The organism is Dactylosporangium maewongense, assembly GCF_039531485.1.
GTDB lineage: Bacteria > Actinomycetota > Actinomycetes > Mycobacteriales > Micromonosporaceae > Dactylosporangium > Dactylosporangium maewongense.
The window spans coordinates 1-23084 of sequence record NZ_BAAAQD010000010.1; the positions used below are offsets into that span (position 1 = coordinate 1).

General features: G+C 75.7%; 18 protein-coding genes and 1 pseudogene. 17 read left to right on the forward strand and 2 right to left on the reverse strand.

From position 1 onward, the window contains the following. A pseudogene (locus ABD332_RS24620) lies at positions 1 to 477 on the forward strand (hypothetical protein); the annotation flags it as partial. Positions 478 to 571: 94 nt separating this feature from the next. Here ABD332_RS24620 and ABD332_RS24625 read toward each other — a convergent pair. Then, on the reverse strand, positions 572 to 1441 hold the full coding sequence (locus ABD332_RS24625; protein ID WP_344504448.1) for an LLM class F420-dependent oxidoreductase: 870 nt from the start codon (positions 1439 to 1441) through the stop codon (positions 572 to 574). A gap of 204 nt (positions 1442 to 1645) precedes the next feature. On the opposite strand from ABD332_RS24625, the gene ABD332_RS24630 reads away from it, so the two are divergent. From ABD332_RS24630 to ABD332_RS24705, 16 genes are all read left to right on the forward strand, one after another. After that, entirely contained in the window at positions 1646 to 4333 is a 2688-nt protein-coding gene (locus ABD332_RS24630) for a PEP/pyruvate-binding domain-containing protein (protein ID WP_344504449.1), read from the forward strand. After that, positions 4330 to 5223 (forward strand): UbiA prenyltransferase family protein, encoded by an 894-nt coding sequence (locus tag ABD332_RS24635; RefSeq protein ID WP_344504450.1) that lies wholly within the window; start codon positions 4330 to 4332, stop codon positions 5221 to 5223. Before ABD332_RS24630 ends, ABD332_RS24635 begins: the two co-directional genes overlap by 4 nt. Next, positions 5223 to 5852 carry a hypothetical protein gene (locus tag ABD332_RS24640; RefSeq protein ID WP_344504451.1) on the forward strand — a complete coding sequence of 210 codons (630 nt, stop codon included), beginning with the start codon at positions 5223 to 5225 and terminating at the stop codon, positions 5850 to 5852. Before ABD332_RS24635 ends, ABD332_RS24640 begins: the two co-directional genes overlap by 1 nt. Next, complete coding sequence (locus ABD332_RS24645; RefSeq protein WP_344504452.1) at positions 5846 to 6490, forward strand: DUF6182 family protein; 645 nt, start codon at positions 5846 to 5848, stop codon at positions 6488 to 6490. The genes ABD332_RS24640 and ABD332_RS24645 overlap by 7 nt, the downstream gene beginning before the upstream one ends. Next, the gene (locus tag ABD332_RS24650; RefSeq protein WP_344504453.1) at positions 6487 to 7365 is read left to right on the forward strand and encodes a hypothetical protein; all 879 of its coding nucleotides are present in this window, start codon (positions 6487 to 6489) and stop codon (positions 7363 to 7365) included. The genes ABD332_RS24645 and ABD332_RS24650 overlap by 4 nt, the downstream gene beginning before the upstream one ends. Beyond that, entirely contained in the window at positions 7362 to 8486 is a 1125-nt protein-coding gene (locus tag ABD332_RS24655) for a hypothetical protein (RefSeq protein WP_344504454.1), read from the forward strand. The genes ABD332_RS24650 and ABD332_RS24655 overlap by 4 nt, the downstream gene beginning before the upstream one ends. A 14-nt stretch (positions 8487 to 8500) precedes the next feature. Beyond that, positions 8501 to 9463, forward strand: coding sequence for a ScbA/BarX family gamma-butyrolactone biosynthesis protein (locus ABD332_RS24660; protein WP_344504455.1), 963 nt, complete (start codon positions 8501 to 8503; stop codon positions 9461 to 9463). Continuing rightward, positions 9460 to 10581, forward strand: a complete 1122-nt coding sequence (locus tag ABD332_RS24665) for a beta-ketoacyl-ACP synthase 3 (RefSeq protein WP_344504456.1) — start codon at positions 9460 to 9462, stop codon at positions 10579 to 10581. Before ABD332_RS24660 ends, ABD332_RS24665 begins: the two co-directional genes overlap by 4 nt. Further along, complete coding sequence (locus ABD332_RS24670) at positions 10578 to 10820, forward strand: acyl carrier protein (RefSeq protein ID WP_344504457.1); 243 nt, start codon at positions 10578 to 10580, stop codon at positions 10818 to 10820. The genes ABD332_RS24665 and ABD332_RS24670 overlap by 4 nt, the downstream gene beginning before the upstream one ends. Next, on the forward strand, positions 10820 to 12058 hold the full coding sequence (locus tag ABD332_RS24675; RefSeq protein ID WP_344504458.1) for a beta-ketoacyl-[acyl-carrier-protein] synthase family protein: 1239 nt from the start codon (positions 10820 to 10822) through the stop codon (positions 12056 to 12058). Before ABD332_RS24670 ends, ABD332_RS24675 begins: the two co-directional genes overlap by 1 nt. An 81-nt stretch (positions 12059 to 12139) precedes the next feature. Continuing rightward, entirely contained in the window at positions 12140 to 12847 is a 708-nt protein-coding gene (locus tag ABD332_RS24680; RefSeq protein WP_344504459.1) for an HAD family hydrolase, read from the forward strand. A gap of 26 nt (positions 12848 to 12873) precedes the next feature. Further along, on the forward strand, positions 12874 to 14730 hold the full coding sequence (locus tag ABD332_RS24685) for a PEP-utilizing enzyme (RefSeq protein ID WP_344504460.1): 1857 nt from the start codon (positions 12874 to 12876) through the stop codon (positions 14728 to 14730). Beyond that, on the forward strand, positions 14727 to 15638 hold the full coding sequence (locus tag ABD332_RS24690) for a PEP/pyruvate-binding domain-containing protein (RefSeq protein WP_344504461.1): 912 nt from the start codon (positions 14727 to 14729) through the stop codon (positions 15636 to 15638). The genes ABD332_RS24685 and ABD332_RS24690 overlap by 4 nt, the downstream gene beginning before the upstream one ends. Beyond that, positions 15635 to 19456, forward strand: a complete 3822-nt coding sequence (locus ABD332_RS24695) for a type I polyketide synthase (RefSeq protein ID WP_344504462.1) — start codon at positions 15635 to 15637, stop codon at positions 19454 to 19456. Before ABD332_RS24690 ends, ABD332_RS24695 begins: the two co-directional genes overlap by 4 nt. Continuing rightward, positions 19453 to 20526, forward strand: coding sequence for a methyltransferase (locus tag ABD332_RS24700; RefSeq protein WP_344504463.1), 1074 nt, complete (start codon positions 19453 to 19455; stop codon positions 20524 to 20526). Before ABD332_RS24695 ends, ABD332_RS24700 begins: the two co-directional genes overlap by 4 nt. Before the next feature lie 85 nt (positions 20527 to 20611). Then, positions 20612 to 21601, forward strand: a complete 990-nt coding sequence (locus tag ABD332_RS24705) for an amidohydrolase family protein (RefSeq protein ID WP_344504464.1) — start codon at positions 20612 to 20614, stop codon at positions 21599 to 21601. Between the two features lie 85 nt (positions 21602 to 21686). On the opposite strand, the gene ABD332_RS24710 is transcribed toward ABD332_RS24705, so the two are convergent. Then, positions 21687 to 23018: a ricin-type beta-trefoil lectin domain protein gene (locus ABD332_RS24710; protein WP_344504466.1), complete on the reverse strand. Its 1332-nt coding sequence runs from the start codon at positions 23016 to 23018 to the stop codon at positions 21687 to 21689. Positions 23019 to 23084: the final 66 nt, after the last annotated feature.

Genomic DNA, 23084 nt, shown 5'->3' on the forward strand with positions numbered 1-23084 from the left:
ACCGCCGCCGCGCCGGGTGAGGTGCTGCAGGCCCCCCCCACCCCGGCGGCCCCCACCGCGGCGCCCTCCGGCGCCCCCGCCCGGGCGCGCGGCGCCCGCCCGCCGGCGACCGAGACGCCCACGCCCGCGACCGCGCCCGCCGAGGTCGACGCGCTGCTGGACCGCTGCGGCTGGCAGGTCAAGCCGGACGGGCCCGAGCGTGAACTGCTCGCCCACGCCGTCGCCCTGCTCGACGGCGCCGACCTGGCCGTGCTGGCCGACACCGCCGAGCGGCTGGTCGCCCGGCAGCTCGAGCTGCTGCCGGCCGAGCCGGGCCGGGCGACGCTGATGGCCCGCCTGGTGACCCTCGACGCGGCATTCGACGCCCTGCGCCGCCTCGCCGTCGAGCACCACCTCTCCACCCGCGCCGAGCGGGCCACACCGCGGGAACCGGCGCCGGTGCCAGTGCCCGCCCCGGCACCGGCCGCGGCCGCGTAGCGGCCGGTCTGCCTCCGCGCCCCGGCAGTGCACCCGTTTCGGCGCAGGGCCGCCCCGGCCCGCCAGTCAGCGTTGGGCCGGGGCGGGCATCCGTTCAGTGCAGGGCCGCGGCGGCGGGGACGAGCTCGCGGCCCAGCAGCGCCAGGCGCTCGGTCTGCCACATCCGGGGCAGCCAGCAGTGCGCCTCGGCGAAGCCGAGCGCGGCGAAGCCCTCCAGCTGGGCGCGCAGCGCGTCGATGTGCTCGCCGCGGTCGCCGGGGTCCAGCTGGACCAGGACGGTCTTCTCGATGTCGTCGTAGTCGCGGCCCTCGGCGGCGCAGTGCCCGCGCAGCACGTCGAGCTTGTGCGCCAGGTCGGTGCCGGCGAACAGGTTGCACGCCTGGGCGTGCCGGGCGACCAGGCGCAGGGTGCGGCGCTCACCGCCGCCGCCGATGAGGATCGGCGGGCGGCGCAGCGGCTGCGGCGCGTTCAGCGTGCGCGCGAGCGTGTAGTGGCGGCCCTCGAACGGCGCCTCGGAGCCGCTCCACATCTGCCGGCAGATCCGCAGGGTCTCGTCGAGCCGCTCGAAGCGCTCGCCCAGCGGCGGGAACGGCAGCCCGAGCCCGGCCGCCTCCTCACCGTTCCAGGCGGCGCCGATGCCGAGCCACGCGCGGCCCTTCGACAGCACGTCCAGGGTGCTGACGAGCTTCGCGAGCATGCCCGGGTGCCGGTACGTGACCGCGCTGACCCAGGCGAGAAGCTCCACAGTGGACGTTCGCGCGGCGATGAACCCCAGCGTCGTGTAGGCCTCCAGCATGTCGTGGTGCACGGGCCCGACGGCCGGGATCTGCCACACGTGGTCCATGACGCTGACCCGGGCGAAGCCGGCCTCCTCGGCGGCGACGACGATGCGGGTGAGGTCGTCGGCGAGACCCGCGGGACCGGCCGGATAGGTGAAGTCCGCGATGTGCAGGCCAATCTTCATGCCGCCGAACCTACGGCGCGCCGTCGCGGCGGCGGAAGTGCACGGAGGTCGATTGAGCACTGCACGAGAAGTTGCCGCACGGCCCCTCGTGATTGACTTTCCTCATCGCGTTCACGTCGCGTTCATCCGCAGATTCCCGCCGCAGAACCGCGGCGCACGCGTGATCTGCCGGCACCAGCACACAGCGACTTCGGGGGGATCGCCTTGGACAACCATGACCTGGCCCAGCTCGACTGGCTCGCCGAGGACGCCGCCACGCTCGCGGACCCCGCGCTGTGCGGCAACAAGTTCGCCCGGCAGGCCGAGCTCGCGGCCGCGGGGTTCACCATCCCGCCGCTGCTGTGCGTGCCGGCCCCGGTGTTCGACGCCGTCGTCGGGCCGGTGCTGGCCGCCGCCGGTGAGGCCGCCGGCACCGGCGGCGCGACCGTCGACCGGGCGCGGGAGCTGCGCGAGACCGTCCGCCGCGCCTGCGTCCCGGACACGCTGCGCCGGCTGCTGGACGAGCGCTTCGACGCGATCGCCGGCCCCGGCGGGCTGGTCGCGGTCCGCGCCTGCGTGGTGCCCGCGGCCGGCGGCGTCGGGGAGGACTCGGCCGCCGACCCGTTCGCCGGTCTCAGCGACAGCTTCCTGTACGTACGCCGCGCCGACGTCGCCGACCGGGTCGCGGACTGCTGGGCGTCGGCGTTCAACCCCGAGGCGGTGCTCTACCGGCTGCACAAGGGCATGGACCCGCTCGCCGCCCGGGTGGCGGTCGGCGTGCAGCGCATGGTGCTCGGCGAGCGGTCGTTCGTCGCGTTCACCCGCGACCCGCGCGACGGCGCCGACCGGTGCGTCATCGCCGCCGCGTACGGCATCGGCGAGGGCGTCGTGCAGGAGAAGGCCGACGTCGACCACTTCTTCGTCGACCGCGGCACCCGCGCGGTCGAGGCGCGGGTCGAGACGAAGACCCGCGCCGTCGGGCGCGACCCGCTGCGCCCGGAGGCCGGCGTCGTGGACATCCCCGTCGACCCGGACCGCGCGGCGCTGCCGGTGCTCAGCGACGCCGAGGTGCTCGACCTGGCCGCGCTGGCGCTGCGGGTGGAGGCGCACTTCGGCGGCCCGCAGGACATCGAGGGCACCATCACCGCCGACGGGCGGGTCCACCTCGTCCAGGCCCGGCCGGTGGTGAGCGCCGCGGCGGCGCCGACCCTGCTGTGGGACAACAACAACGCGACCGAGACGTTCCCCGGCGTCAGCTGCGCGCTGACCTACTCGATGGGCCGGGCGCTCATCGAGGCCGGGTTCACCGACCTGTACCGCAGGATGGGCGTGCCCGCCAAGACGCTGCGCGCGCACCGGCCGCTGCTGGGGCAGATGATCGGGTACCTCGACGGGCACATCTACTACGCCATCGACAACTGGTACCGGCTGCACCGCATGATGCGCTGCTTCCGCCCGCTCTTCCCGACGTGGGAGCAGGGCCTCGGGCTGGCCGGGCGGGACCCGGGGCGCCGTCGCGTGGGCCCGGTGACGAAGGCGCTGAGCCTGGCCGAGATCGGCTGGCGGCTGGCCGGCCACCCGCGCCGCATCCGGGAGTTCCTGGGCTGGTGGGACGAGCGGCACGCGAACCTGGACGTGGCCCGGATGAGCCCGTCGGAGGTGGTGGCCGCCTACCGGACACTGTGGACGGAGGTCGGTGAGCGCTGGGGCCTGACCCTGATCAACGGGCTGGCGCTCTTCGCGTCCACGTGGGCGGCGAACGGCGCGCTGCGCCGGTGGGCGCCGGACGCGGACCGCAGCGTCCTCAACGGCATGCTCAGCGGCGGCGCCGTCAACCGCTCCGCGCTCGCCGTGCACTCGCTGGTCGCGATCGCCGAGCACGTGGCGGACGTGCCGCCGCTGCGGGACGCGCTGCTGGCGGCGGGGGACGACACCGAGCGGCTCTGGGCGCGGCTGAGCGGCGGCGCCTACGGCGACACCGTCGCGGTCCTGCTGCGCGAGCACGTCGAACGCTACGGCGACCGCGCCATCCAGGACAACAAGCTCGAGTCTCTGACGCCCCGGCAGGCGCCGTGGACGGTGCTGCCGGCCGTCCGGGCGTACCTGCGCCAGGGTCGGACCGTCGCCGCCAGTGTCGCCACGGGGGAGCGGGTGCGCGCCGAGGCGTGGCAGGAGCTGCGCCGGCACTGCCGCAACCCGGTCAAGCGGGCCGTGCTGCGGTTCCTGTTCGACGCCATGCGCACGTTCCTGCGCAACCGGGAGGACACCAGGTTCTGCCGCAGCCAGCTCATCGGCGACCTGCGGGCGCTGCTGCTGCGCCAGGGCGAGCACCTGGTCGCCGCGGGCCGCCTCGACCGGCCCCGCGACGTGCTCGACCTGACCGTCGAGGAGGTCCTCGGCGCGTTCGACGGCACCGTGGCCGGCGCCGACCTGCGCGGGCTCGCGGCGGTCCGGGCGGCGGAGCGGGAGCGGTGGACGGCCGAGGACCGGCAGCTGCCGGCCCGGCTGGAGACCGTCGCGGACCGGCCGTTGACGCTCGCCCTCACCGACGTCGCGCCGCCGGCGTCCGATGTGGACGACAGCAACGTGCTGACCGGCCTGGCGTCCAGCGCCGGCACCGTCCGCGGCCGGGCCATGGTCGTGCTCGACCCGTCGGTCACCGCGGAGCAGACCGGCGACCGCATCCTCGTCGCCCGCGAGACCGACCCGGGCTGGCTGTTCCTGATGATGTCGGCGAAGGCGCTCGTCGTCGAGCGCGGCACCCTGCTGTCGCACACCGCCGTCACCGGGCGGCTGCTGGGCATCCCGACCGTCGTGGCCGTCGCCGGCGCCACCACCCGCATCCCCGACGGGGCGCTGCTGGAGGTCGACGGCGCCGCCGGCGTCGTGCGGATCCTGGACGGCACGCCGTGATCGGCCGGTGGGGCCGCTACGTCGCGGCCGCCTACCGCCCGTCGGTGCAGCTGCCGTACACGCTGTCGTGGGCGCTCGGCCTGACCGCCCTGTTCGCCTGCCTGAGCGCGCCGGTGAGCGTGTGGCGGCCCGACCGGGAGCTGGCCGTCACCAGCGTGACGCTGGTCGTCACGATGCTGCTGATCCGGGCGCTGGACGACATCCGCGACGCCGACTACGACCGCCGGGTCAACCCGGGTCGCCCGCTGCCCAGCGGCCTCGTCGCGGAGCGGGACCTGGTGCTGCTCGTCGCCGCCGGCAGCGTGGCCCTGCTCGCGCTGAACGCCGGCCGGGGCGCCGCGCTGGCGGTCCTCGCCGGGCAGATGGCCTACACGACGCTCGTCGTGACGCTCGAACGGCGGGCCGGGTGGCCGCGGCGCGGGCAGCTCGTCCTGCAGCTCGCGGTGAACCTGCCGATCCTGTCGATGCTCAGCCTGTACGTGTACGTGGGCTTCCTGCGCGCCGAAGGCGTGCGGGCCGACGGGTCCGGGCCGGTCGTGATCCTGGCGGTGACCGTCGCGGCGCTGTGCATGGAGCTGGGGCGCAAGGCGACCCGGGCGCCCAGCGGCGGCGAACGCAGCTACGTCACCGTTCTCGGCCCCGACGGCACGTCCCTCGCCGCGTTCGGGGCCGCCCTCGCCGCGACCGTCATCGTGCTCGTGGCGCTGCGGCCGTGGCACGGCGACGGGTGGGGCTGGCTGATCCTCGCCCCGCTGCTGCTGCCGGGGCTCGCCGCGGCCCGGTTCGCCGCCGGCGCGCCCCGCTGGCCGCTGCTGCCGACGCTGGCCTACGTGCCGGCGATGTACACCAGTTTCCTGCTCGTCGGCTGGCTCACGAAAGGGCACCTCTGATGACGGACTTCTGGGTGCTGCTCGGCCCCGACTTCGCCGGCAAGTCCTCGGCCCTCGCCCGGGTGCGCGACGAGGTCGGCTGGCAGGTCGTGTCGCACGACGACGCCTTCCTCGACGCGCATCCCCTGGTACGGACGCTGCGCGGCTGCTGGGTCGACGAGGCGCTGCGCCACGCCGGCACCCGGTACTCCGCCGAGCTGGTCCTGACGGTGCTGCACGCCGTGATCCTGCACCAGCGCGACGAGCTGCTGCGCCGCGCCGGGACGGCGGGCCCGGTCGTGATGGACTCGTACTACTACAAGGTGCTCGCCGCGTGCACGCTGCTGGGCGTCACGCACGAGCCGACGTTCGCCGCGTGGCGGGCCATGCCGCAGCCGGCCGGCGTGGTCTACCTCGACGTCCCGCCCGAGGTCACCTGGCAGCGGTCCGGGGAGGGCGCGCGGGCCACGGCGTTCGAGCACTACGGCCCGGCCGCCACCCGCGACGGGTTCGTCCGCATGCAGCGCGACCTGCGCACCGCCATGCTGGCCGAGATCCGCGACCTGCCGGTCACCGTGCTCGACGCGACCGCCGGCCCCGACGCCGTCCTCGCCAAGGTGGCCGCCGCGATCGGGGCGCCGCGATGCTGACCGGCGCCCCGCGCGGGGTCGCCCTACCGGACCCGCAGCCGGAATTACTGGCGGACCTGCTGGCCGCACGGGTCAACTGGGTCACCGGCGGCGCGACGGCGGAGCCCGCCGACACGACCGTGCTGGTGGTGCTGCGCGAGCTCGACCCGGCCGGCCTGGTCGCCGGCGCGGCCCGCTTCGCCGGCGGGCTCGGCACGGCGGAGGCGGACCGGTGGCGGCGCTCCTGGACGCGGGCGGTGTTCCTGTTCGGCGACCCGGTGAACCTGCGCCCCGGCGACGTGCGTCGCAGCGCCGGCGGCGCCGCCTGGCTCGGGCCGTTCACCGGCGCGCACCGGCCGGGGCCGGTCCGGCTGCTCAGGCCCGTCACCGGCCGGCTGCCGAAGCTGGCCGACGGAACCAACGGCCGTCCACTGTGGATCGCCACCGCCGGTCTGTCCCTTGTGGACTATCTGGTGCACCTGCACCACACGGTCGCCGAGGCGGTGCTGCTGGACCGGCTCGACCCGGACGAGCCGCTGCGGCTGCTGCACCGGCCCGACCTGGACCCGGCCGGCCTCGGTGCCGCCGCGTACGCGCGCGTGCTGCCCGGCCCGGGCGGGGCGCTGCGGCCGTACACCTGGCTGAGTGAGACCTCATGACGAGCGGAGGCACCACCGTGGACGTCACCAACTTCACCGACGCCGACCTGGCCCGGCTCGCGCTCTCCACGCGGCTGCGGGACCTCGCCGAGGAGTTCCGCGTCGCCGTCGCCGCGCCGGACCCCGACGTCCCGCAACGGCTGTGGGCGCTGCTCTCCGGTGAGCTGCCGCTGCTGCGCGACGCCATCGTCCACCACGTCCGCGCCGGCGGCGGCTCGTGGGAGGACGTCGCCCGGCTGGAGGGCGTCGACGCCGAGCAGGCCCGCGGGCGCTGGGAGGCGGTGCAGGCGCAGCGGGTCGCGGACCCGGCCGGCGCCGCCGCGGCCCTGGACGACTGGTACATGCGGCACGCGCAGCTGGAGCCGCTCGCCCAGTTCCGCGACCCGTTCAGCCGGCTGCTGAGCCACCACGCGCCGATCCCGCACGAGTGCCTCATCTGCGTCAAGTACAAGGGCGGCACCCTCCCGGCGTACGGCGGCACGACCGCGCCGCCGGGCGGCTACCTCGTCGCCGACGGCATGTTCCGCGTCGGGCACGGCCCCACCGCCTACTGGCCCGCCGGCACGCTGCTCATCGAGTCCTACCGGCACTTCCTGGACTTCGCGGAGATGGACGACGCGGAGGCGGCCGCGATCGGCCCGCTCATCCGCCGGTTCGTCGGGCCGCTGAAGGAGGCGACCGGCGCGCCGCGGGTCCACGTGTTCTCCTGCATGGAGGGCGCCGAGCACTTCCACACGTGGCTGGTGCCGCGGGTCGGTGACGTGCCCAGCGGCCGCGGCTTCATCGCCAGCCCCGGATACTGCACGGTGCCGGAGGCCGAGGCGACGATCGCCCGCCTGCGGGCCGCGCTCGCCGACCGCGGGGATGTCCGGTGACCGGGCGGGTGCTGGTGGCGCCGGTGACCGCCAGCCCGACGAAGCCGCTCACCCCGTCGCACCTGAAGCTGCTGCTCTCCGCGGACGTGCTGCACCGGGCGACGTCGGCGTTCACGGACGTCACGCTGCTCTACCACCCCCTCGCGCACGCCGGCAGCCGGCAGGTCGCCGGTTTCTGGGAGTACCTGGACCGCCGGTACCCGGACGTCGCGTTCGACGCGCTCGGCGAGGCCGGGATCGGTGAGCTGTACGTGCAGTTCCAGCGCTCGCCCCGGGCGCCGGCCGCGGCCATCGCGCCGTACGTGCGCCGCGCCGCCGGCGGCTGGGCGCACCCGGCGAGCCTGCGGGTGCTGGAGATCTGGCGGCGGCACTACCGCGACCTCGGCATGACCGACGCCGGCCTGGCCGACCTCCGGCCGCCCGTGCTGCCGGTCGGCGACCTCGTGCGCCTGCTGACGCGGCATCACGTCTGCGTCGACGGCCGGCCGTTCGGCGCGCCGGTGTTCCTCGACGCGACCGCCGCCGGCCTGCCGCTGCGCACCGCCGTCACCGCCGACGGGCACGCCAACTACCTGATGTCGACGCTCGGCGAGCTGGTGCCGCGGCTGCCCGGCCACGACCACGTGGTCCTGCTGCACGACGTGGAGCTGCGCACCGACTACCGCATCATCGCCCACGTGCTGGGCGTGCTCGGGGCGCGGGTGACCCGCCTGGAGTTCCCGCGCGTCCCGATCGGCGGGATCGCCCGGGCGGCCCGGCACGGCGACTGGCGCGGGTACACCCTCGATGACTACGCCGGGCCGCTGCGGGCCGAGCACGGCGCCGCCGCGGTCGCGCTCGGGCTGCGCTGCTACCTCGTGGCCGGGCTGAGCCGGACCACGCCGGACTCGTTCTCGCGGCGGCACCTGCACCGCTGGGTGCGGCGGGCCGGCCGGCTGCTCGACGAGCTCGGCGGCCCGCCACCGGTCGCGGGCGAGGTCGCCGCCGCGGCCCGGCGGCTGGCCGGCCCGGCGCCGTACGCCGACCCGCACCGGTGCCTCACCACCCTGTTCGCCCGCGATCCGGTGAGCCCGGCCGCCGCTGTGCTCGCGGCCGTGGTCGGCGACCCGGTCCTGGTCTGAGGAGAGGAGCTTCGATGTCGACGCCGCTCCGGTACGCCACGACGGTGGACCGCACGTTGCTGCACCGCCGGCACGCCGGCGAGACGTTCCTCGCCGACCTGGTGCCCACCGGCGACGGCGGGTTCGTCGCCGCGGCGCTGCTCCCGCCGGCGCACCCGCACTACGGCGGGCACACCGGCCCGAGCCGCGACCTGGACCCGATGCTGCTGCTGGAGTGCGCCCGGCAGGCCGAGACGTACGCCGCGCACGTGCTGTTCGGCGTCCCCGCCGGCGACCGGTTCGTGCTGCGGGAGTGGTCCGCGCGGTTCCCCGTCACGGCGCCCGGCGACGACCCGACCGAGCTGGAGCTGACCGCCGGTACCGGCGGCGAGACCCGCATCGGAGGACGGCTCAGCGGCCTGAGCTACGACTTCGGGCTGTGGGCGCGGCACGCGTGGGTCGGGCAGGTCCGGATGGACGTGCGCTACGTGACCGCCGCCGCCTACGCCTCCGTGCGCCGCCGCGCCCGCCCCGGCGGCGACCCGCCGCCGAGCTCCGACGGGCTGCCGCCGACCCCGGGTGTGCCCGTGGACCCGCGGCGGGTCGGCCGGCTGCGGGCCACCGACGCGGTGCTGCTGGACGTCGGCGCGGCGGGCGGGCCGGTCACCGCGCGACTGCGGGTGCCGGTGGAGAACCCGAGCCTGTTCGACCACGCCCAGGACCACGTGCCGGCGATGGTGCTCACCGAGGCGGCCCGCCAGCTCGCCGTCCTCGCCACCCACGCGTGGGGCGGCGCCGGGCCCGACCGCACGAGCCTCGTCGCCCTCGACGCCACCTTCGCCCGGTACGCCGAGCTCGACCTGCCCCTCACGTTGACCGCCGAGCCGGTCGGCGCGGGCCCGGCCGGCTGGACCGTCGACGTGCGCTGCACCCAGTCCGGCGCCGACGTGGCCACCGCCCGGATCACGGTCGCCGCCGCGCACCGGAGCCCACGATGACGCCCGGCGCGCCGGCCGCGGTGGTGGCCGGGATCGGGGCCTGCCTGCCGGCGGTCGTGGTGCCCAACGAGGAGCTCGTCGCGTGGTGGGAGGCGGACGCCGAGTGGATCCGGGCCCGCACCGGCATCGAGCGGCGGCACGTGGTGAGCCCCGGCGAGGCGACCGGCGACCTCGCCGTCGCCGCCGGCCGGCGGGCGCTCGCCAGCGCCGGCCTCGGCGGGGTCGACGCGGTCGTCGTGGCGACCGGCACGCCCGACCAGCTCAGCCCGGCGGTCGCCCCGCAGGTCGCGGTGCGGCTCGGGCTCGGGCCGGTGGCCGCGTTCGACGTCGGGGCGGTGTGCACCGGCTTCCTGTACGCGCTGGGCGCCGCGGCCGGACTCCTCGCCGCCGGCACCGCGCGCAGCGCCCTGGTGATCGGGGCCGACGCCTTCACCACGGTGCTCGACCCCGACGACCTCACCACCCGGGCGGTCTTCGGCGACGGCGCGGGCGCGGTCGTGCTGCGCGCCGGCACCGCGGGCGAACCCGGCGCGCTGGCGGGCGTCCGGCTCGGCAGCGACGGCGCACGGCACCGGCTGATCGAGATCCCCGGCGGCGGGTCCCGCCAGCGGGCCACCGGGCAGCCGGTCAAGGAGAGCGACCTGTACTTCCGCATGCAGGGCCGGGCCGTGTTCAGCCAGGCCGTCACGCGGATGGCGGCCACCGCCCGGGACAGCGCCGCCGACGCGGGCTGGGCGCCCGGCGACGTCGACCGCTGGGTGCTGCACCAGGCCAACGCCCGCATCCTCGCCGCCGTCGCCCGCGAGCTGCGGGTGCCGGCCGAGCGGTTCGTCAGCAACATCGCCACCGTCGGCAACACGGTCGCCGCGTCGGTGCCCCTCGCGCTCGCGGACGGCATGGCCGGTGGGCACCTGCGGCCCGGGCACCGGGTGGTCCTGGCGGCGTTCGGCGGCGGCCTCACCTGGGGCTCCGCCGCGACCGTCTGGCCCGACCTGCCCACACCCCCGCCCCCCGCCGTCCCCGAGACCACCCCGGTGGAGGGGCCGGACCTGACCGAGCCGCCAGCCGCCGTGCGCCGCCGGTCCGGCGGCGGGACCGACCAGCCGAGAGGACGATGATGCAGGCCATCGAGGCACGGATCGCCGAGATCCTGGTGGAGGACTTCAAGGTCGACGCGGGTGCGCTGCGCCCCGACGCGACCTTCGCCGACCTGAACTTCGACTCGCTCGTGCTCGTCGAGCTGATCCTGGTGCTGGGCAACCAGTTCCGGGTGCCGCTCGACGACGGGGCGCTGCACGACACGATGACCGTCACCGACGCCGCCGGGGTGCTCGCCGCCAGGGGAGCGGTGGCCTGATGCCGCCCGCGACCCGGCCCGGCTTCGGCGCGGCGATCACCGGCCTCGGCCTGGTGACGCCGGCCGGGATCGGCGTCGCCGCCAACCGCGAGCGGGTCTGGTCCGGCGTCTCCTGCGCCGCGCCGGACCCCGGCCTCGCCGGCGGCCCGGTCGACTTCAGCTGCCGGGTCCCGGGCTTCGACCCCGGCGCGCTGCTCGGCGGGTTCACCGCACGGCAGCTGGAGCGCTTCGTGCAGTTCGCGATCGTCGCCGCCCGGCAGGCCCTCGCCGGGGCCGGCCGCGACCCGCGCACCTGGGACGGTGCCCGCGTCGGCGTGGTGATCGGCAACTCCCTCGGCGGCATCCCCGCGCTGCTCGCCGCGCAGGCCGCCCTGCTCGACGGCGGGCCGCGGCAGGTCTCGCCGCTGACGGTGCCGATGTACATGGTGAACATGGTCGCCGGGCAGGTCGCGATCGACGTCGGCGCGAAGGGCCCGAGCTGGGTGACCGCGACCGCGTGCGCGTCCGGGGCGACCGCCATCGGCGCGGCCCGCGAGCTGCTGCGCAGCGGCGACTGCGACGTCGTGCTCGCCGGCGGCACCGAGGCGGCGCTGACCCCGCTCGCCGTCGCCGGGCTCGGCCGGATGGGCGCGCTGTCCGGGCGGTCCGCGGACCCGGCCCGGGCGTCGCGGCCGTTCGACGCCGACCGGGACGGGTTCGTGCCCGCCGAGGGCGCCGCCGTGCTGGTCCTGGAGCGGGAGGAGGACGCCCGCGCCCGCACCGCCCCGATCCACGCCGTCGTCCGCGGGTACGGCGCCAGCACCGACGCCCACCACCCGACCGCGCCCGAGCCCGGCGGCGAGGGCATCGAACGGGCGCTGCGGGCCGCGCTGCGCGACGCCGGTGTCGGCGACTGCGACGTCGACCACGTCAACGCGCACGGCCCGTCCACCCCGATCGGTGACCTGGTGGAGGGCCGGACGCTGCGCCGGGTCCTCGGCGACCGCCCGCTGGTGACGTCCACGAAGGGGGTCACCGGCCACCCGCTCGCCGCGGCCGGCGCGATCGAGGCCGCGTACACGGCCCTGGCCCTCGCCGATCGCAGCGTGCCGCCGACCGCGAACCTGACCCGCCTCGCCCCCGAGCTCGACCTCGACGTCGTCCACGGCGCGCCGCGCGCCGCCGCGCTCGACGTCGCGGTCAGCACGTCGATGGGCTTCGGCGGCCACAACGCGGCGCTGGTGCTGACCAGGGCCTGAAGCACGGCCTGAAACACGGCCTGAAACACGGCCTGAGACACGGCCTGACCGCAACGCCTGACCGACACTTCTGGAGGGACGATGACCGCACTGCGCACGATCCGGCTGATCGCGATCGACAGCGACGGGGTCCTGCTCAACGACACGTACAGCCCCGTCATCGAACGGTTCGTCACCAAGCACGGCGGCACGTACACCGCCGAGGTCGAACGCGGCGTGTGGGGCTCGCCGCAGCTCGCCGCCGGGCAGAACATGGCCCTGGCGTGCCGGCTGCCGTGGTCGGCGAAGGACACCATCGCCGCGTTCTTCCGCGAGCGCGAGGAGTACCTGAAGGACCACCCGGTCGAGGTGTCGCCCGGCGCCGAGGAGATGCTGGCCGCGCTGCACGCCACCGGCGCCCGGCTGACCTGCTACGGCGGGCGGCACCGCGAGTACACGTTCGACACCCACCTCGGGCACCTCGCGCGCTACTTCGACGCCGAGATCCCCTACGTCGACGTCAACGACGTCCGCCCCGGCGTCAAGGAGATCGTCCGGGACGTCTTCGGCCTGCAGTACCACCAGGCGCTGTTCATCGACGACATCAACCGGGTCGCCGAGGTGTGCAAGGCGCTCGGCGCCGGGTTCGCCGGGGTGCCGGCCAGCCTGCCGCACAACTTCCAGCGCGCCGAGATGGAGCGCACCGGCGTGCGGCACACCGTGCAGGACATCCGCCGGATCGACCAGAACCTCGTGCAGAAGATCGACGAGGAGCTGGCGTCCGGCACCCATTGGCAGGGTCTGGACTGACCCGCGACAGCGAACGGAGGTCAGTCATGGCCGAGCGACGGTTCCCGTCCTTCCACGAGATCGCGCCACCGCCCGGCGGTGAGGGCTGGGCGGCGATGTACCCGTACTACCTGGTGCCCGACGCCGAGACCCGCCAGGCCGAGGACGGCCGGCTGTGGTTCGCCGACACGATGCACTGGTCCCGCGGCTGCTACCCGCTGGGCAGCGTCGTGGCCGAGGCCGCGTACCTCGGCGCGGGGCAGAACAGCACCCGCATCTTCGCCCTGCCGTCGTCGCTCGGCCTGGACCTGCGGGTGCAGCACGGCTACGTGTACATCGCCCCCGTCCCGGTCACCGACCCCGACGAGATCGCCCGCCGCGCCGAACACTTCCAGGCCCGCGCCGGCTACTACTACCAGCACTGGGACGAGCTGTACGACCGGTGGAAGGCGAAGGTCGGCGCCGTCGTCGACGACATGCGGCAGGTGTCCTTCCCGCCGCTGCCGGAGCTGGAGCCGATGGAGGTCGTCACCGAGGCGCGGGGCCGCTCCACCGGCTGGGACGTCGTCGCCGCGTACCGGCGGCTGATCGACGACCTGTTCCTGGTGTGGCAGCACCACTTCGAGTTCCTCAACCTCGGGTACGGCGGCTACATCGCGTTCTTCCAGTTCTGCAAGCAGGCGTTCCCGGAGATCGGCGAGCAGCGGATCGCCCGGATGGTCGCCGGGATCGACGTGCTGGCCTTCCGCCCCGACGACGAGCTGCGCGACCTCGCCGCGCTCGCCGTGCAGCTCGGCGTCGACGACGCGCTCGTCGCCGACGCGCCGCAGAAGGTGTTCGACGCGCTCGGCGGCACCGAGGCCGGGCGCCGTTGGCTGGCCGCCTACGACGCGGCGAAGGACCCCTGGTTCCACTACTTTGCCGAGTACGGCTTCGGCCACGACCAGGACACCTGGATCGGCAACCCGGCGATCCCCCTGGCCGGCATCGCGGGCTATGCCGAGCGGCTGCGCGCCGGGCAGGACATCCGCCGGCCGGTGGCGAGGCTGCGGGCCGAGCGCGACGCGATCGTCGCGGAGCACCGGGCGCTGCTCACCCCCGACGAGGCGGCCCAGTTCGACGAGCTGCTCGCCCTGGCCCGCCGGGTCTTCCCGTACATCGAGGAACATAACATCCACGTCGAGCACTGGGCGCACGCGGTGCTGTGGCGCAAGCTGTGGGAGCTCGGCGACTTCCTCGTCGCCGCCGGCTTCGCCCGCGAACGCGACGACCTGTTCTTCCTCAACCGCTTCGAGCTCGAGGCCGTCCTGCACGACGTCGTGCAGTCGTGGGCGATCGGGGTGCCGCCGCGCGGCGCCGGGCGGTGGGCGGCGGAGGTCGGGCGCCGCCGCGGCATCGTCGCCGCGCTGCGAGCCGCGCCGCCGCAGCCGGCCTACGGGCTGCCGCCGGACGAGGTCACCGACCCGTTCGCCATCATGAACTACGGCATCACCACCGAACGGGTCGAGGCGTGGCTCGGCGGCACCGGCGGCGACGACGCCGCGGCCGTCAGCGGGATCGGCGGGTCGCCCGGCGTCGCGCAGGGCACCGTGCGGCTGCTGCGCGACGAGCGCGAGCTCGGCGACGTGCGCCCCGGCGAGATCCTCGTCTGCCCGATCACCGCGCCGTCGTGGGGTCCCGCACTGTCCACAGTGGCTGGTGTGATCACCGACATCGGCGGGATGATGAGCCACGCCGCGATCGTCTGCCGCGAGTACGGGCTGCCGGCCGTCGTCGGCACCGGCTTCGCCACGGTCCGGCTGCGCACCGGCGACGAGGTCCGCCTCGACGGCACCACCGGCGAGGTCACGGTGCTCCGCGCCGCGGTGCCCGGGCCCGGCGCCGGCTCGGCACCGGCGGCGTGACCGTGTTCACCCGAGCGCTCGACGACCCGGCCTGCGCCGACCCGGCCGAGGCCGGCGGGAAGGCGGCCGGGCTCGCCGGGCTGGCCAGGGCCGGGCTGCCGGTCTCCGCGGGGTTCGTCGTCACCGTGCCGGCGCACCGGGCGTTCGTCGCCGCCCGCGGCACCGTGCCCGCGGCGGTCGCGGACGCCGTGCGCCAGTCGTACGAGCGACTCGGCGGCGGCAAGGACGTCGCCGTCGCGGTGCGCTCCAGCGGCACCACCGAGGACGGCACCACGGCCAGCCTCGCCGGCAGGTTCGACACCTGGCTGGACGTCACCGGCGCCGAGGCGGTCCTCGACCACGTCCGGCGGTGCTGGACCGGCACCGCGCGCTCCCCGGGCACCGGGATGGGGGTCGTGGTGCAGCGGATGGTCCGGGCCCGCGCCGCCGGCGTCATGTTCACCGTCAGCCCCGTCACCGGCGACCGGTCCCGCATCGTGGTGGAGGCCGGCTGGGGGCTCGGCCTCGCCGTCGTCGGCGGCGAGATCACCCCGGACCGGTGGACGGTCGACAAGGTCGGCCTCACCGTCCTCGAACGGGTCGCCGGCGACAAACGCATCGAATACCGCCGCGGACACCTCGCCGTCGCGGTCACCGGCGCGCGGCGGGAGCGGCTGTGCCTCAGCGACGACGAGGTCCTCGAGCTGGCCGCGCTCGGCAAGCGCGTCGAACGTGAGGAGGGCCGCGCCCAGGACGTCGAGTTCGCGTTCGGCGACGACGGGCTCGTGCTGCTGCAGCGGCGCCCGGAGACGGTCTGGTCCAACCGCGCCCGCCCGCCGCGCTTCGCCGCCGGGCAGGGCGTCACCGCGTGGATCGGCGCGGCGGTCACCGCCGGCCCCACCCAGCAGAGTCCAGGAGGGCTGACATGAACACCAGCGCCGAACCGATCGCCATCATCGGCATGGGCTGCCGGCTGCCCGGCGGCATCGACGCGCCGGAAGCGCTGTGGCGGCTGCTGGACGAGGGCGGCGACGCGATCGGCGCCGTGCCCGACGGGCGGTGGGACGCGTACGCCGCCCGGGGCCCCGCCTACGCGGCCGCCGTAGCCCGGGCCGTGCGCGCCGGCGGCTACCTGAGCGACATCGCCGGCTTCGACGCCGAGTTCTTCGGCATCTCGCCCCGCGAGGCGGAGCTCATGGACCCGCAGCAGCGGGTCACGCTCGAGGTCGCCTGGGAGGCGCTGGAGCACGCGGGCATCGCCCCCGCGAGCCTGGCCGGCACCGACGGCAGCGTCTTCATGGGCGTCTGCTGCGACGACTACGGCCGCCGGCTGCTGGAGGACCTGCCCAACGTCGAGGCCTGGACGGGCATCGGCGCGTCGATGTGCGCCGTCGCCAACCGGGTCTCGTACGCCCTGGACCTGCGCGGCCCGAGCATCACCGTCGACACGGCCTGCTCGGCGTCGCTCGTCGCCGTCCACCAGGCGTGCCAGAGCCTGCGCGCCGGTGAGACGTCCCTGGCCGTCGCCGGCGGGGTCATGCTCGTGGCCAGTCCGAGCTTCGCGCTGATCCTCGAGGCCGCCGGCGCGCTGTCGCCGGACGGCACCTCCAAGGCGTTCGACGCGGCAGCGAACGGCTACGTCCGCAGCGAGGGCTGCGCGGTGCTCGTCCTGAAGCGGCACAGCGACGCGATCCGCGACGGCGACCAGGTCCTCGCGCTCGTGCGGGGCGGCGCCGTCTGCCAGGACGGGCGCACCAACGGCATCATGGCCCCCAGCGAGACCGCCCAGGCGCACCTGATGCGCCAGGCCGCCGGCAACGCCGGCGTGCCGCTGGACTCCATCGGCTACATCGAGGCGCACGGCACCGGCACCGGCGTCGGCGACCCGATCGAGGTCGCCGCGCTCGCCGCGACCGTCGGCGCCGGCCGGGCCGGCGGCGAGCCGTGCCTCATCGGCTCCGTGAAGTCGAACCTCGGCCACCTGGAGGCGGCGTCCGGCGTCGTCGGCGTCATGAAGCTCGTCCTCGCGCTGGGCCACGACATGATCCCCGCGACGCTGTCGCGGGCCGGCCTCAACCCGCGCATCCCGTGGGACGGCTCGGGCCTGCGCGTCACCCGGGACCGCACCCCGTGGCCGCGGACGCCCGGCCGCCCGCGCCGCGCCGGGGTGGGCAACTACGGCTACGGCGGCACCCTGGCGCACCTCATCATCGAGGAGGCGCCCACCGCGACCCGTGCGGTCCCCGCGCCGGCCGGCGTGCGGCTCTTCCCGCTGTCCGCGGCGACCGAGGCCGGGCTGCGCGCCACCGCGGACCGCCTAGCCGGCTGGGTGACGGCCGGCGGCGACCCGCTCGACGCCGTCGGCGCGAGCCTCGGCCGGGTCCGCACCGGGCTGCCGGTCCGCGCGGCCGTCGTCGCCGCCGACCGCGACGAGCTCATCGAGCGCCTGGCCGCCGTGGCCGCCGACCGCCCCGCGGACGGTGTCGTCCAGGGTCGCGCGCCGCGCGGCGGAGACACCCCGGTCGTCTGGGTGTTCTCCGGCCACGGCGCGCAGTGGATCGGCATGGGCCGCGAGCTGCTGGCGACCGAGCCGGAGCTGGCGCGCACGTTCGCCGAGGTCGACGCCGTCTACCGCGACGAGCTCGGGGTGTCGCCCCGCCAGGTGATCGCCGACGGCGACCTGGAGGAGGTGGGCCGGGTGCAGGCGCTCACGTTCCTGATGCAGGTCGGCCTCGCGCGCGTCTGGATGTCGTACGGGCTGCGACCGGCCGCCGTCATCGGCCACTCCGTGGGCGAGATCGCCGCCGCGGTCGTGTCCGGCCGGCTCGACCTGACCGACGCCGCCCGGCTCATCTGCCGCCGCTCCCGGCTGCTGCGCGACGCCGCCGGCAAGGGCGCGATGGCGCTGGTCGGGCTGCCGTTCGCCGAGGCGTCGGCGCGCCTGGCCGGCGCACCGGACGTCGTGGCCGCGATCTCCGCCTCGCCCTCCTCGACGGTACTGAGCGGCGACGCGGCCGCCCTCGACCGTTTCCTCGCCGCTTCGGGGCTCACCGCGCGGCGGGTCAACACCGACGTCGCGTTCCACAGCCCGCACATGGACCCGCTCGTGCCGGGCCTGCTCGCGGTCGAGGTCGCCCCGCGGGCCGGCACGGTCCCCGCCTACGGCACGACGCTGTCCGACCCCCGGGCCGACCCGCCGCGCGACGCCGCCTACTGGGCCGCGAACCTGCGCAACCCGGTGCGCTTCGCCGAGGCCGTGCGGGCCGCGACCGACGACGGGCACCGGGTGTTCCTGGAGGTGTCGACGCACCCGGTCGTCGCGCACTCGATCCTGCAGACCGCGGACGGCGCGACCGTCCTGCCGACCCTGCGCCGCGACCAGCCGGAGCGGCCCACGATGCTGGGGACCCTGGGCGCGCTGTACTGCGCCGGCGTGCCGGTCGACTGGTCGCTCGTCTTCCCCGGCGGCGGCCGCGCGGAGCTGCCGCCGATGGCGTGGCAGCACCGCCGCTTCTGGGCCGAGCCGGAGCCCGCCACCGCCGAGCCCGTGCAGCAGCACGACGTCACCGCCCACACCGTGCTCGGCCGGCGGACCGTCGTGCAGGGCACCGACCCCGTGTGGCTGTGGCAGACGCGGTTGGACGAGGGGAGCCGGCCGTACCCGGGCGGCCACCGGGTCCTCGGCACCGAGGTCCTGCCCGCCGCCGTGGTCCTCACGACCCTGCTCGCGGCCGCCGAGACGCCGGACCTGACCGACGTCACGCTGCGCGTGCCGCTCACCCTGGGCGCCCCGCGCGACGTGCAGGTCGTCCGCCAGGACGGCGCGGTCCGCCTCAGCTCCCGGTTGGCCGGCGGCTCCGACTCCGCCTGGGCCACCCACGCCACCGCCACCGCCGGCGGCGGGGTTGTGGGGATCGGGCGGTTGGAGTTGCCGCCGGCCGGGGCGGTGGTGGTGCCGGCCGAGCGGGTGATGGACCTGCTGCGCGAGATCGGCGTGGTCGGGATCGGGTTCCCGTGGGTGGTGCGTGAGGTCCGGCGGACCGGCGGGCGGGTGGTGGCCCGCATCGCCGCCGACCCCGACGGGCTCATGCCGGTGCGCACGTGGGCGTCGCTGTTCGACGCGGGGCTGTCGGCGGCGCCGGTCACGTTCCCGGCGCCGGCCCGGCTGCGGATGCCGGGGCGGCTGCGGCACGTCGCGGTCGCCGGGCCGCCGCCGGACGAGGCGCTCGTCGGGGTCGACCTCGTCGCCGTCGAGCCGTCCGGCGACACGGTGGTCGACGTCCGCGTCGCGGGGCTCGACGGGGTGGTCCTCGCCGAGCTGCTCGGGGTCCGGTTCGGCGTGGTGTCGCACGCCGAGGTGCCGGCCGGGGACGCCGGCGCGCCGGAGGTGGCCGGCTGGCCCGAGCTGACCGGGGACGACCTCGCCGAGCAGGTGGAGGCCGCGGTACGCGAGGTCGTGGCCCACGAGCTGCGCCTCGACCCCGCCGCGATCGACGCCCACCGCCCGCTGTCGGAGCTCGGCGTCGACTCGCTGCTGTCGGAGTCGATCCGGCAGCGGCTGCACCGGCGGGCGCGGTTCGCGCTGCCCAGCTCGCTGCTGTGGGACCGCCCGAGCGTCGCGGCGATCGCCGCCTACCTCGCCGAGCGGGTCACCACCGACCGGGCCGCCGCCGGCGTCATCACCGACGTCACCGATGTCATCACGGATGACGTCGCCGATCACCGAGTCGCCGGAGGTGTGCGATGACCGTTCTCTCCACGACCGCGCCACCGGCCGCCGCACCCGAGGCGGAAGCCGCGCCTGAGGCGGCGGCGGTGCGGGCGCGGATGATGCGGATGCTGCACGCCTCCCTGGTCACGCAGGCGGTGGCGGTCGCCGCGGAGCTCGGGCTCGCGGACCTGACCGCCGGCGGGCCGCGCCGGGTCGAGGAGCTCGCCGGGCACACCGGCACCGACCCGGACGCCCTGCACCGGCTGCTGCGGGCCCTCGCGTCGCAGGGGGTGTTCACCGAGGTGGCGCCCCGCACGTACGCGGGCACGGCGCTCTCCGACGCGCTCCGCGACGGCGTGGAAGGGTCGCTGCGCAACTGGGCCCGGCTGTGGGGCGACACCCAGCGGCACGCCGCGCTCGGCGGGCTCCTGTACAGCGTCCAGACCGGCGCGCCCGCGTTTCCGCACCTGCACGGCGGCGCGGACTGGTGGAGCCGGCTGGCCGAGGACCCGGCCCGCGCCGCGGTGTTCGCCGGCGCGATGGGCGACCTGTCGCGGGAGCTGCACGCGGCGACCGTCGAGGCGCACGACCTCAGTGGTGTCCGCTCGCTCGTGGACGTCGGCGGCGGACGCGGGCACCTGGCCGCCGCGCTGCTGCGCCGCTACCCGGACCTCGAGGTGACCGTCTTCGACCGGCCGGACGTCGTGGTGCACGCCGCCGAGGTGCTCAGCGCCGCCGGGGTCGCGGACCGGGCCAGGCTCGCCGCCGGCGACTTCTTCAAGGAGGTCCCCGGGCACGGCCAGGTGTACCTGATGTCGATGATCCTGCACGACTGGGACGACGCCCAGTCCGCGACGATCCTGCGCAACATCCGGCGCGCCATGGGCCCGGGCGACGTCCTGCTCGTCGTCGACGCGATCCTGCCGGCCGGCGACACCCCGCACGACGGCAAGCTCCGCGACCTCATCATGCTGACCCTGCACCCGGGGCGGGAGCGCACCGAGGCCGAGTTCGCCGCGCTGTTCGCCGACGCCGGCCTGCGGCTGCGGGAGAGCAGGGCGGTCGCCGCCTCCACCGGCCTGCTCGTGGCGGAGGTGGCGGCATGAGCGGTCCGGAGCGTAGCGGAGGAGCCGCGAATCAGTGTTGCAGGTGGAGTTCAGGCCGGCGCTGGAGCGCAGCGGAGGTGACGGCATGAACGCGAACGCCCCGGAGCATCAGCTCGTCGACGTGCACTCGCACTTCGTCACGCCCGAGTACGTCGAGGCGGCCACCCGCGCGGGCCACGTCCACCCCGAAGGCATGCCCCGCTGGGCCACCTGGAGCGTGCCGGAGCACCTCGCGATGATGGACGAGGCCGGGATCGCCCGCGCGGTGCTGTCGGTCTCCTCGCCCGGCACCCACTTCGGCGTCGACGCGGCCGCCCGAGCCCTCGCCCGGTCCCTGAACCGGTTCTCCGCCGGGGTCGTGGAACGGTTCCCGGACCGCTTCGGCCACTTCGCCGCGCTGCCGATGCCCGACGTGGAGGGTGCGCTCGCCGAGGCGGCGTACGCACTCGACGAGCTCGGCGCCGCCGGCGTTGCCGTGCTGAGCAACGCGCACGGCGTGTACCTCGGCGACCCGCGCTACGCCGAGCTGTACGCGGAGCTCGACCGCCGCGGCGCGATCGTATTCGTGCACCCGGTGTCGCCGCCGAACTGGGAACGGGTCTCGGGCGGCCGCCCCCGGCCGATGCTGGAGTTCATCTTCGACTCGGCCCGGGCGGCCGCCGACCTCGTCCTCAGCGGGACCGTGCACCGGCACCGCAACATCCGCTGGGTCTTCTCGCACAGCGGCGGCGCGCTGCCGGTGCTCGCCGAACGTCTCGAGCTGTTCCGCGGCCTGCTGCCGGAGCAGGTGCCGGGCCCGGCCGTCACCGAGCAGCTCGCCGGCCTCTGGTACGACATCGCGGGCACCCCGTTCCCGCACGCCGCGCCGGCGCTGACCCGCGCGTTCGGCGACGACCGGGTCCTGTACGGCAGCGACTACTGCTGGACCCCGGCCGCCGGCGCCCTCGCCCAGGCCCGCACCGTCGACCCCACCTGGCGCGCCCTCACCACCCGCAACGCCAACCGCCTGCTCGACGAGCGCGCCGGCGTCGCGAAGCCACGCACGCCGGCGATCGCGATGCTGCCCGGCCTGTGACGCCGGGCTAACAGGCCAGGCTGAGAGACGCCGGGGCGGCCGCCGCCCGTACAGCGGCCGCCCCGGCGAAGGCGAGCAGCCGGTGCTACCGGTGCCACTTCTGGTTGCTGGCGCCGTTGCAGGTCCAGATGTGCAGCTTCGAACCGTTGGCGGTGGCCACGTTCTGCACATCGACGCACTTGTTCGACTGCGGGTTCACGAGGTCGCCGGCGGCGGTCAGCGTGAACTTCTGCGCGCCGGTGCCGTTGCAGGTCCACAGTTGCACGACCGTGCCGTCGGCGGTGCCGCCGCCGGAGACGTCCATGCACTTGCCGAGCGCGCGCAGCGAGCCGTCGGCGGCGAAGGTCCACTGCTGGGCGCCGGTGCCGTTGCAGTCCCAGATCTGCAGGCGGTTGCCGTCGGTGGCGTTGGAGCTCGGCACGTCGATACAGCGGTTGCTGCCGTTGCCGATGATCGCCGAGGTACCGGACTGGCCGCCGCACGCCGGGGCGGTGTCGAACGTGTCGGTGAAGGTGCTGCCGGCCGCCCGGTAGGTGTTGACCTGGGCCGTTGCCGCGGCGGGCGACAGCACCTGGTTGCGGGCGAAGAGGAACCAGTCGACCTGTTGCACGTAGGTCGAGGTGCCGCCGGTGTGGGTGGCGAGGTCGATGAACCACAGGTTCCAGTTCACGGTCATCGTCTGCCGCGGGTAGAACTTGCCGGAGTGGTCGCCGACGAGGACGCCGTCGATGTGGTACTTGACGTGCCCGCCGGACACCTGGACCACCAGGTCGTGCCAGCCGTCGATGCTGCGCCGCTGCTCGGAGTGGGTGTTGTCGGCCAGCCACGGCTCGTTGCGGTACGTGTACCAGCTCGTCTGGTAGTTGATCGGCCCGGCCTCGCCCCAGCCGCCGTTCGGCAGGTACTCGGAGAAGTCCAGCTCGCTGTAGGTCGGGTCGAGGTCGCCGTTGAGCGGGCTGATCGCGAAGAACGTCTCGTTGATGTGGTCGCCGTCGTCGCCGCTCGCCGGCGCGTCGGCGAAGCGGATCCGGCTGGCGTAGGTGCCCTCGAAGTACCGCTTCTGGTTCGAGTACACCTCGGCGTGCCGCGTCCCGGCGCCGGTGCCGTTCGTCGACGCGGTCAGCTGCATGACCTTCTGGCCGCCGGACGTCGGGAACGTGACGTTGCCGGGCGCCCACGTGGCGCCCGGGACGCCGGGACCGCCGGCGTTGCCCCGCGGGGTCCACCCGTGGCCGGTGAAGTTCCCGTCGGCGGACGAGCTGTAGTTGAAGTCGTCGAACACGAAGCCGCAGCTGTTCGGGGCCGCGTGGGCCGGGCCGGCGGTGGCCGCGGTGACCGCGACGGCGCCGAGCGCGCTCGCGAGGGCCAGCGCGGCGCCCGCGAGCAGCGGGCGGCGCAGGGCACGTTTCGATGGCATGGCGGTGCCTCCTGAACGTCCGGCCGACGGAAATTCTTCTCATCGACCATTGATGTCGATGAAAAC